This window comes from Streptomyces sp. NPDC086787 (genome assembly GCF_044745865.1).
Lineage (GTDB): Bacteria > Actinomycetota > Actinomycetes > Streptomycetales > Streptomycetaceae > Streptomyces.
Window position 1 is genome coordinate 35,819 of sequence record NZ_JBIVBC010000012.1, and the last position, 10,310, is coordinate 46,128.

Annotated in this window: 7 protein-coding genes; 4 read left to right on the forward strand and 3 right to left on the reverse strand. The window is 71.2% G+C overall.

Annotated features, from left to right (window positions below; translation table 11 throughout):
• Positions 1 to 59 precede the first annotated feature (59 nt).
• Entirely contained in the window at positions 60 to 1,550 is a 1,491-nt protein-coding gene (locus tag ACIPK3_RS25315) for a hypothetical protein (RefSeq protein ID WP_402573110.1), read from the forward strand.
• Positions 1,551 to 1,567: 17 nt separating this feature from the next.
• On the opposite strand, the gene ACIPK3_RS25320 is transcribed toward ACIPK3_RS25315, so the two are convergent.
• Positions 1,568 to 2,857 (reverse strand): PP2C family protein-serine/threonine phosphatase, encoded by a 1,290-nt coding sequence (locus ACIPK3_RS25320; protein ID WP_402573112.1) that lies wholly within the window; start codon positions 2,855 to 2,857, stop codon positions 1,568 to 1,570.
• 292 nt (positions 2,858 to 3,149) lie between these two features.
• Between ACIPK3_RS25320 and ACIPK3_RS25325 the strand changes: the two genes are divergently transcribed.
• Both ACIPK3_RS25325 and ACIPK3_RS25330 read left to right on the forward strand, forming a co-directional pair.
• A complete protein-coding gene (locus ACIPK3_RS25325; RefSeq protein WP_402573113.1) occupies positions 3,150 to 3,563 on the forward strand; it encodes an SsgA family sporulation/cell division regulator in 414 nt (137 codons plus the stop codon).
• A gap of 133 nt (positions 3,564 to 3,696) precedes the next feature.
• Positions 3,697 to 5,721 carry a phosphocholine-specific phospholipase C gene (locus tag ACIPK3_RS25330; protein ID WP_402573114.1) on the forward strand — a complete coding sequence of 675 codons (2,025 nt, stop codon included), beginning with the start codon at positions 3,697 to 3,699 and terminating at the stop codon, positions 5,719 to 5,721.
• Here the strand turns inward: ACIPK3_RS25330 and ACIPK3_RS25335 are convergent.
• Both ACIPK3_RS25335 and ACIPK3_RS25340 read right to left on the reverse strand, forming a co-directional pair.
• Entirely contained in the window at positions 5,711 to 6,736 is a 1,026-nt protein-coding gene (locus ACIPK3_RS25335; RefSeq protein WP_402573115.1) for a Gfo/Idh/MocA family protein, read from the reverse strand. The genes ACIPK3_RS25330 and ACIPK3_RS25335 overlap by 11 nt on opposite strands.
• 103 nt (positions 6,737 to 6,839) lie before the next feature.
• Positions 6,840 to 7,934, reverse strand: a complete 1,095-nt coding sequence (locus ACIPK3_RS25340; RefSeq protein WP_402573117.1) for a chemotaxis protein — start codon at positions 7,932 to 7,934, stop codon at positions 6,840 to 6,842.
• 533 nt (positions 7,935 to 8,467) lie between these two features.
• Between ACIPK3_RS25340 and ACIPK3_RS25345 the strand changes: the two genes are divergently transcribed.
• Positions 8,468 to 10,192: a fatty acyl-AMP ligase gene (locus ACIPK3_RS25345; protein ID WP_402573119.1), complete on the forward strand. Its 1,725-nt coding sequence runs from the start codon at positions 8,468 to 8,470 to the stop codon at positions 10,190 to 10,192.
• Positions 10,193 to 10,310: the final 118 nt, after the last annotated feature.

Below are 10,310 nucleotides of genomic sequence, written 5' to 3' on the forward strand. Positions count from 1 at the left end.
GTCGCCCGGCATGTCTCCCCGGGCTACTGTCAACTCAGCCGAGAACCTGGGGGCTTGACGTGAGCGGACAACCCAACACCCGGCTCGCGGACCTGTTCGGCCTGGCCGGCTGGTCCAAGGGCGAACTCGCGAGGATGGTCAACAAGCAGGCGGCGGCCATGGGCCATCCGCAGCTGGCGACCGACACCTCGCGGGTAAGGCGGTGGATCGACCTGGGAGAAATCCCGCGTGATCCGGTGCCGCGGGTGCTGGCGGCTCTGTTCACCGAGCGTCTCGGCCGTGTCGTGACCATCGAGGACCTCGGTCTGGTGCGACGGCGTACCGGGAAGCGTTCGGACGGCGGGAGTGCGGAATCTCCCGGTGTCCTCCTGTGGACGCCCGGTCGGACCGCCGCGGCCCTCACCGAATTCACGGGAATGGACCTCATGCTCAACCGACGCGGCTTGGTGGGCGCGGGTGCCGTGCTCGCCGCGGGCTCCGCATTCAGCAGCGCCATGTACGACTGGCTGCACAACGACCCGACACTCAAGGCCGACGCCCCCGCTCTCGACGACCCCCTGCACGCCGACCCCGTCGGGTTCGACCGCTACGAGGCCGCCCCCATCGGATCGCAGGAGATCGAGGAGCTGGAACACTCGGTCGAGGTGTTCCGGGCGTGGGACGCGGCCCGCGGTGGCGGACTGCAACGCAAGGCGGTGGTGGGTCAGCTCAACGAGGTGGGCGGCATGCTCGCCTATCGCCACCCCGAGCATCTGCAACGACGCCTGTGGGGGGTCGCGGCCAACCTCGCCGTGCTCGCGGGCTGGATGTCGCACGACGTCGGCCTGGAACCCACGGCTCAGAAGTACTTCGTCATCGCCGCCCACGCGGCCCGTGAGGGCGGCGACCGGCCGCGCGCCGGGGAGGCGCTCTCCCGGGCGGCCCGCCAGATGGTGCACCTCGGCCGGCCGGACGAGGCGCTGGACCTGATGAAGCTCGCCAGGGCAGGTTCGGGCGAGGAGGTGCTGCCACGCACCCGGGCGATGCTCCACACCATCGAGGCCTGGGCACAGGCGGCCATGGGCAAGGGCCAGGCGATGCGCCGGACGCTCGGACAGGCGGAGGACCTCTTCGTCTCCGACAAGGGCGACGTGCCGCCGCCGAGCTGGATGCAGTTGTTCAAGGAGGCGGATCTGTACGGTATGCAGGCCCTCGCCTATCGCACCCTGGCGGAGCACGACCCGCAGGCGGCCGTGCACGCACGGCACTTCGCGGACAAGGCGCTGGCTCTGCGCATCGACGGCCGGCAGCGCTCCAAGATCTTCGACTATCTCTCCATGGCCTCCGCCTGCTTCATCGCGGACGACCCCGAACAGGCGGACCGGTACGCCCGGCTGGCCCTGGTGTCGATGGGCTCGAACTCCTCCCACCGCACCTGGGACCGGCTGCGTCAGATGTACCGGCTGACCGCCGGGTACGCGGCCTCTCCACAGATCAGCCAACTGCGGGAGGAGATCGAGCTCGCCATGCCGAAGCAGAAGGGCAGGGGGACGGACAGCGCACCGGCGTAGGGGCACGGACCGCGGGATCACCCCGGCGGTACCTTGGCGACCAGGACACAGGCGCCGTCCTGAGGTTCGGCCGTGCCGAACTCCTCCACGACCGCCCGCACGACGTCGTGTGCGGTGCCGCTGGAGGTGAAGCGTTCGGCCATGCCGATGAGACGGCTCGCCTCCGCTGTCCCGGTGTGCAGCACGAGTACGTCATTCGGTACGAGGGTGACTTCGTGTTGCCCGTAGGCCGCCAGGGTGCTTGTGCCGCGCTCCGGTGCGTCGAGCAGGCGTCCCGTCCCGTCGCGGAACAGCAGCGGGGCGGGGTGGCCCGCCTGCGCCCAGAGCAGGGTTCGGGTCGCGGGCCGGTAGCGGCAGCAGACCGTGCCGCCCCGGGGCGGTGGTCCCGTGATGTCCAGTAACTGGTAAAGCCAGCACAGCAGTTGGCCGGGTTCGGTGCCGGCCATCGCCATGCCGCGCAGGGCGCCCAGCAGGGTCGCCGTGCCCGAAGCCGTGCTCACGCCGGGCCCGGTGAGGTCGCCGACGCCGAACAGGATTTCACCATCCGGCAGTTCCAGCGCGTCGTACCAGTCGCCGCCGGGTGGTGCGCTCGTCGTGGGCGGCAGGAAGCGGGCCGCCAGATCGAGAGAGCTCGGCCCCGGGTGCGGACGTCGGTGATCCTGTAGAGCGTCGTGGGTCTCGCTCACCGTCCACCGGCTCAGGCGCAGTTCGCTGACGTCCCGGAGCACGGCCCACATGGAGGCGGTGCCGCCGTCGGCGTCGAGCACGGGCTCGCCCATCATGTGCACGGTCCGTACGGCCCCGTCCGGCCGCGCCACCCGGAACTCCCCGTCGATCGGCTTGGCGTCCACCAGGCAGGACGTCACCATGGCAGTCAGTCCCGGCCGGTCCTCGGCCAGTGCGAGGGAGGGCAGTTCGTCCAGGGTGGGGGCGGGCGCGGCCGGATCGCGGCCGAGGATCTCGTACAGCTCCCCGGAGCAACTGGCCTCGCCGGTCAGCAGGTTCCACTCGGCACTGCCGACCCGGCTCAGCAGCGGACCGCGTGTCGGCGGGGGCACCGCGGTCGGGGGCCGAGGGCCGTCCCGCAGTTGTGCCAAGTACCCCTTCACATCGTCGAGCTGGTGCAGTGTCAGGTCGTACAGCGCGCGTTGCCACCGGTTCTCGGGGTGCGTGCCGTCACGGTGTGCGGCGCGGCGCGCGGCGTCCACTTCGCCCCGGAGCCGTCGCGTCTGCGAGATCAGCGCCTCCACCGAGCCGCGCCCTGGCGGCTGGGCAAAGGGGCGGTCCGCGGACAGATGGGACGGCATGACGCACTCCGATGCGGGGGGACGGTTCGACCGGGGGGACGGAAGCACGGAAGGACCGTTACGACTGTCGCACAGCCCGCGACGCCCTGTAAGGGATTTGGCGACACCCGATCCGGTGGTGCCCGTGGAATATGTCAGAGTCCTCCGGGGCGGCCGCCCGGCAGACCGGGCGCGAGCAGCCGGAACGCCAAGTCGTGTCCGTCGCGGACGACTTGGCCGAACCGGGGGTGAACCGCACCAACTCTGTCCGGATTTCGCGGCATGCGAGCAGCCGTCCGGGCGTCCTATGGGTATGGACAACACCATCGAACAGCCGGCCCGGGCCCACCTGGTCACTCCCGAGGACACCGGGCTCCCGGTGCCCGCCACGCTCCGCTACAGCTGCGAAGACCCGCTGGCCGTCTACTTCGACTTCCCGCCCGGGTCGACCCTGGACGGCGTCTGCGTCACCTGGACCTTCGCGCGCAGCCTCCTCGACGAGGGCCTGCACGCTCCGGCCGGACACGGCGACGTGCACATCTGGCCGTGGGACGGCACGCGTACGGTCCTGGAGTTCCACTCGCCGTACGGGCTCGCCGTGCTCCGGTTCGACACCTCGGCGCTGCACGAGTTCCTGCTGAGCACCTACGCCGTGGTGCCGGCCGGGCAGGAGGACGTGACGGAGGTCGTCGAACGCGGGCTGAGTGCCCTGTTCGGCGGGGTCTGACGCCTTTCCCGCCGGTGGTTTTGACTTCTGTTCACCTTCGTCTCACCGCACGGGTATGGCACCCGACCATCACTGCGTGCACCCTGGCGCGCGGCGTGCCGCAAGGGCACTGTCCGCGACGAGGACGGGACGAATGACACCGATCAGCCGAAGAGGTTTCGTAGGGCTCGGCGCCGGAGTGGCGGCGGGCATGGCAGTGGGGGTCGGCAGCCACACCGCCGCCGCGGCCCAGAACGCGGCGACCGGCACGATCTCGGACGTGAAGCACGTGGTCATCCTCATGCAGGAGAACCGCAGCTTCGACCACTACTTCGGGCGCCTGCGGGGCGTCCGCGGCTTCGACGACCGCAGCGGAATCACGCTCAGCGGCGGCTACCCGGTCTTCAACCAGCCGAAGGGGACGACCCGCCAGTACCCCTGGAAGCTCAGCGACACCCCGGCCGCCGGCGGCAAGGACGGGGAGACCCTCGCCCAATGCAGCGGAGACCTCCCGCACTCCTGGGCCTCGCAGCACTCCGCGTGGAACAAGGGCCGCCTCGACAGCTGGGTCAAAGGCGTCGGCAACGTCCGCACGCTCGGCTATCTGGACCGCTCGGACATCCCCTTCCACTACGCGCTCGCCGACAACTACACGATCTGCGACGCCTACTTCTGCTCCGCCCTCAGCGCCACCGGCCCCAACCGCACCTTCCTGTGGAGCGGCAAGGTCGACGCCGCCAGCTACGACGGCGGCGACGAGTCGGGCCTGACCTGGCAGAACTACGCCGAGGCGCTGCAAGCGGCCGGGGTGACCTGGAAGGTCTACCAGAACGCGACCGACAACTACGGCGACAACGCCTGCGCCTACTTCAAGAAGTTCACGGACGCCAAGGCGGGCGACCCGCTCCATGACCGGGGCATGTCCTCCGTGCCGCCCGTCACCGGCTCGACCCCGGACGACATCGCGGCCGCCATCAGGGCCGACGTCGTCGCGGGCACCCTCCCGCAGGTCTCCTGGGTGGTCGCCAACCAGGCCTTCTCCGAGCATCCGTACGCCCCGCCCGGCGACGGCGCCCACTTCGTGAACCTCGTCTACCAGGCCCTCGCCGCGAACCAGGACGTCTTCGACTCGACGGTACTGTTCCTGAACTACGACGAGAACGACGGCTTCTTCGACCACGTCCCGCCGCCCTGTCCGCCTGCGGGCACGGCCGGCGAGTTCCTGAACGGTCTGCCGTACGGCTTCGGATTCCGGGTCCCGATGCTCGTCATCTCGCCCTGGACCCGCGGCGGTTGGGTCTCCTCGGAGGTCTTCGAGCACACTTCGGTGCTGCGCTTCCTGGAAACCTGGACAACAGCCCTCGGCAAGCCCGCCAAGTGCCCCAACATCAGCGACTGGCGGCGCAGGGTCAGCGGAGACCTGACCGGCGTCTTCGACTTCACCCGCCCGGCGTACGGCCCGGTCTCCCTGCCCGCGACCAGTGTCATCGGCATCGGCACCTGCGGGCCGCTGACCAACCCGGTGCCGACCAGCAACGCGCTGCCCGCACAGGAACCCGGCACCCGTCCGGCCCGCGCGCTGCCCTACCAGCCCGGCGGCCAGCTCGACCGTCTGGAGTTCGGGTCGGCCGGGAAGATCGTCGCCTGGTTCACCATGACCAACCAGGGCGGCCCGGCGACCCGCGCGGCCCACTTCTCCATCCATCCGAACGCCTACCGGGACACCACCCCCTGGCAGTACACGGTCGACCCGGCCGGCACCGCCACCGACTTCTTCAACATCGGTACCGGGTACGGCGGCGGGAAGTACGACTTCACCATGACCGGCCCCAACCGCTTCCTGCGCCGCTTCCAGGGCGACGCGACGAAGGCGGGCAAGACCGCCGAGGTGAGCACGCGTTACGCCGTGGAGCCCGGCACCGGCAAGCTGGCCGTCTATTTCAAGCTGACCAACTCCGGTACCGCGGCGGTGAAGTTCACGATCACCTCCAACCACTACCGGGGCGACGGCCCCTGGCCCCACACCGTCGCCGCGGGCGCCTCGACCGAGGACTACTTCAACGCGGTCGCCTACACGGACGGCTGGTACGACTTCACGGTGACCGTCGACTCCGACGCGACCTGGTCGCGCCGGTTCACCGGGCACCTGGAGACCGGCGCGGCGAGCGTCAGCGGCTGAGCGGCGCGTACAGATCCGGGCGAGGAGCGAGCCGTACGTCGGTGCGGCGGCCGCTCTCCAGCGCCCGGACCCCAGCCTCGGCGACCACGGAGGCCGCGTAGCCGTCCCAGGCGCTCGGCCCCGTGACCCGCCCGCGCCGGGTGGCGTCGACCCAGGCCCGCACCTCGCGGTCATAGGCGTCGGCGAACCGTACGAGGTAGTCCTGGGCGACCTCCTCACGCGCGCCGCCCGCCGAGGTCACCACCATCGTGTGTCCGTCGCCGACCCGGGCGCTGCCCCCCTCGCACACGGCCTCGCAGCGGACCTGGTAGCCGAAGCCGCAGTTGACGAAGACCTCGACGTCCACCAGAACGCCCCGGTCCGTCTCGAAGAGCACGAACTGCGGGTCCACCAGGCCCTCGGGGGCGACCGCCGAGGACGCCGGGCGCAGCACGGTCACCGCGGTCAGCTCCTGGCCGAGCAGCCAGCGGGCCGCGTCGATCTCGTGCGACACCGAGCTGTTGACCAGCATGGCGCTGGTGAAACCGGGCGGTGAGGAGACATTGCGGTGGACGCAGTGCAGCATCAGCGGCCGCCCCAGGGTGCCGCCGTCCAGCAGCTCCTTGAGCCGCAGGTACTCGGCGTCGTAGCGGCGCATGAACCCGATCTGGGCGAGCCGTCGCCCGAGCCGGGCCTCCACCTCCACGACGCGCAACGCTCCGGCGGAGTCCGGCACCATGGGCTTCTCGCACAGCACCGGCAGGCCGCGGGCGAAGGCCGCGAGCAGCGCCTCCTCGTGTGCGGGGCCGGGGGAGGCGATCAGCACGGCCTCGACACCGGGGGCGTCCAGCGCGGACTCCGGATCGGTGTGCACCGAGGCTCCTGACACACCGGCCAGCGCCGCCTCGGCGCGCGCGGTGTCGGGATCGGCCACGGCGGCCACCCTGGCGCCGCCCACCACGCGGTCCAGCCTCCGTATGTGATCGGCTCCCATGTGTCCGGCGCCCAGTACGGCCACCCCCAGCAGGTCACCCACGCGCACTTCCTCTCACCCGGCCCACCCGGCGCTCACCGCCGTAGCGTACGCCGCCGGGCGCGGCGGGCTTCGGGAGGCCTCGGCGGCGCGGGGCAGGGGAGTCTCAGTAGCGCAGCACGCCCGCGATGCCGTGCTCGTCACCCAGTGTGCCGTCGGGCACGAAACGCACGTCGGCGCCGGTCTCCAGGCACTGCTCGACGATCTCGTCCACGATGTCGTCGCGGGCGTCGAGGTCGCCACTGATCGCCGGGATCAGATGGTCGCCCTCGTCACGGACGGTGGTGCGGTAGTTCTCCTCGACGGCGAGCAGCCGTACCCGCCCCTCGCGGGCGTTCTGCCAGATCTCGTCGACACCGGCGGCGAAGTCCTTGCGCCCCCGGGCGGTGTCCAGCTCCCGGGTCACCCTGTCGGTGTTCGCGCGCTTCACCGCGGCGACCGCCTCCCGCACCGCCTGCCACACGGCGTCCGGGGTGCCGCCGGCCAGACCGCCGTGCGGGACGTGCACGGCCCCCCGGGTGACGGTACCGACCTCGGCCAGCGCCGACAGCGCGGCCTGCTCGCCGGTGACGTACAGCGGCCTCGGGTCCGTGCGCACGATCGCGGCGAGCGCGGTGTCCGCCTCGCGCAGGAAGTGCCGGATGTCCTCGTCGCGGAAGGTGCTCGGTACGTCACCGATCCGCATCCGGCGCTCGGGGTCGAAGTTCTCGTGGCTGCGGACCAGCGGGAAGGCGTCGGCCCGGTACTCGGTGACCCGGTCGATGCCGCCGTTCCACAGGGTGGCGCGGTCGGCCGAGACCGACAGCACCCAGAAAGGCCGCTCGGCGGCCTGTGCGGAGACGAGGTTGCGGGTGAGGAAGGTGTCGGCGAGCAGGACCCGCTCGGGCACGGCGCGGCCGAGTGACCACACCTGGTGCTCACCCGGAGCCGCGAAGATCACCAGGCCGTCCTCGGCGTGCGACAGGTCCACCTCGGCCATCGCCCGGTCGAGGTGTCCGACGACGTCGGCACGCCGCTCCCGGGTGACCGCGGGGTCCGCCTCCAGCTGCTTCTTCGCCTCCGCCACGACATTGCGCAGCCGCACCGGATCCTGGGCGTTCTCTGGTTCACGGCGGTGCGTCGGCGTCAGCACGGACACCGCGGGATAGGGGCGCGGGCGGCGCAGCTCGGCAAGGTTCACGGGACTGAGTGCGTGCTCCATAACAGAACGATAGGGCCGATTCAGCGATCGGGCATTTGGGGTATATGGCCGGTGGTTTCCCGCGACGCCCGCGGTCGGCCGGAAATGGGCGACCGAGGGTGAGGGCTGCGCGCAGTGCCGTACCCGGGTCGTGGTCGTCGGTCTGTGCCGTGCGTGCGCCCTGTCCGGGCTCGTGGTCCGGGCTCGCGCGATCCGTGGCCGGTCCGGAGGGCCTGGTGCGGGCCGTCCGCCGGGCGGTGCGTCACGGTCGGTTTCACGCCAACTAGCCCTGTCTCGCGCGGTGTTCTGGTCACCCAGGATTTACACGCGGTCCACTTGCGGCAATGAGCCCTTGCTAGAGTGTTACTTATCGGTAGCAAGCCGAAGTGGGGATTTCCTGGTCGCCGCCTGTCCCGCGGCGCCGACGGCGAGGGTGCCAAGTCGAAGAACCCGGCAAGGGGGCCGGGACGGCTTCGACTTGTGCGGACCCATGCGACGTGGCCCTCGAACACCGCCTCCCCGCACATCGATTCAGACAGGTGAGACTCGTCACTATGGCTCGTTCCCTGGTCGATCTGCTGACCACGCACGCCTCGATCCACCCTGACCGGACCGCCTACCGCTACCTCGTCACCGGCGACAGCGACGGAGAGATCCAGCACCTCACCTACGGCCGCCTCGCCGTCCGCTCCCGGGCCGTCGCCGCCTGGCTCCAGGAACGCGGACTCGCCGGCAGCCGCGCCATGCTGCTGCATCCGCCCGGCCTCGACTTCATCAGCGCCTACCTGGGCTGCCTCTCGGCCGGAGTGGCCGCCGTGCCGGGTGTCCCCCCGCAGGGACGGTCCCAGAACCACCGCGCCCTGACCCGCATGAAGCGGCTCGTGGCCGACGCCGACGCCAAGGTCATCCTCGGTGGTCGCGAGGTCGTCGCCGCCCTGGACAGCATGGCCGAGCACCTGCCCGAACTCGACGGCATCGCCCGGATCGCCACCGAGGACATCCCCGACGAGACAGCCGCCGGCTGGCGCGAGCCCGAACTGGCCGCCGACACCGTCGCGTTCCTCCAGTACACCTCCGGCTCCACGTCCGCCCCGCGCGGAGTGGCCGTCACCCACGGCAACCTGCTGGACAACGAGCGGGTCATCACCGAGCGGATGGGCCACACCCCGGAGGTCCTCGCCGAGTACGGCAACGAACTCATCGTCAGCTGGCTGCCGGTCTACCACGACATGGGCCTGATGGGCCCGGTCCTGAACACCCTGTACCTCGGCGCCACCAGCACCCTCTTCTCGCCGCTGCACTTCCTCCAGCGGCCCGCACGCTGGCTGGAAGCCGTCAGCCGGTTCCGCCCGCACACCAGCGGCGGCCCCAACTTCGCCTACGAACTCTGTCTGAAGCACGCCACCGAGGACCTGGTCGACCGCCTCGACCTCGGCTCGTGGAAGGTCGCCTTCAACGGCGCGGAACCGGTACGCGCGGCCACGTTGCGCCGGTTCGCCGAGACCTTCGGCGAGGCGGGCTTCCGCCGCGAGGCCTTCTACCCCTGCTACGGACTGGCCGAGGCCACCCTGATGGTCACCGGCGGCGCGGTGGACGCCCCGCCCACCTTGCTGTCACCCGCCGAGACGGGACCGCACGCCGGTGAGGCGGACGCGGCGGCCGTCGGCTGCGGACGCCCCGGCCCCGGAGTGACCGTCGCCGTCGTCGACCCCGGACGGCAGGAGGAGATGCCCGAAGGTGAGACCGGCGAGATATGGGTCGCCGGCGCGAGTGTCGCCAAGGGCTACTGGCGCAACGCCCTCGCCACCCGCGAGACGTTCCGCGCCACGCTGCCCCGTCACGAGGGTCGCTTCCTGCGCACCGGCGACCTCGGGTTCCTGCACGACGGCGAACTGTTCGTCACCGGCCGCCTGAAGGACCTCATCGTCATCGACGGCCGCAACCACTACCCGCAGGACCTGGAACTGTCCGCCGAGCTGTCCCACCCGGCGCTGCGCCCCGGCTGCACCGCCGCCTTCTCCGTGGATCTCGGCACGGAGGGCGAACAGACCGTCGTGGTGGCCGAGTTGGCCCCCGACATGGCCGGCGAGTCGGAGAAGGTCACCGACCTGATCCGCAGCACGATCGGCGAGGTGCACAGCCTGCCGGTACGCGACGTCGTACTGGTCATGCCCGGCACCATCCCCAAGACGTCCAGCGGGAAGATCCAGCGCCACGCCACCCGGACGGCGTATCTCGGCGGCACGCTCGCCAGGGTCACCGAGGCCGCCGAGAGCTGACCGAGCCCGTCACCACGCCCCCGCCGGCCGGTCCGCCGCGCGGCGGACGGCCCTGCCCGGACGCCGCCGCGCGTGCCCCCGGCCGAACCGAAACCCCTGACCCCGATTGCCGCGAGGA

What these genes read in the sequence shown, in the direction of transcription:
- ACIPK3_RS25320 (WP_402573112.1), bottom strand. Translation starts at nt 2,857, where the DNA reads ATGCCGTCCCATCTGTCCGCGGACCGCCCCTTTGCCCAGCCGCCAGGG.
- ACIPK3_RS25325 (WP_402573113.1), top strand. Translation starts at nt 3,150, where the DNA reads ATGGACAACACCATCGAACAGCCGGCCCGGGCCCACCTGGTCACTCCC.
- ACIPK3_RS25330 (WP_402573114.1), top strand. Translation starts at nt 3,697, where the DNA reads ATGACACCGATCAGCCGAAGAGGTTTCGTAGGGCTCGGCGCCGGAGTG.
- ACIPK3_RS25340 (WP_402573117.1), bottom strand. Translation starts at nt 7,934, where the DNA reads ATGGAGCACGCACTCAGTCCCGTGAACCTTGCCGAGCTGCGCCGCCCG.
- ACIPK3_RS25345 (WP_402573119.1), top strand. Translation starts at nt 8,468, where the DNA reads ATGGCTCGTTCCCTGGTCGATCTGCTGACCACGCACGCCTCGATCCAC.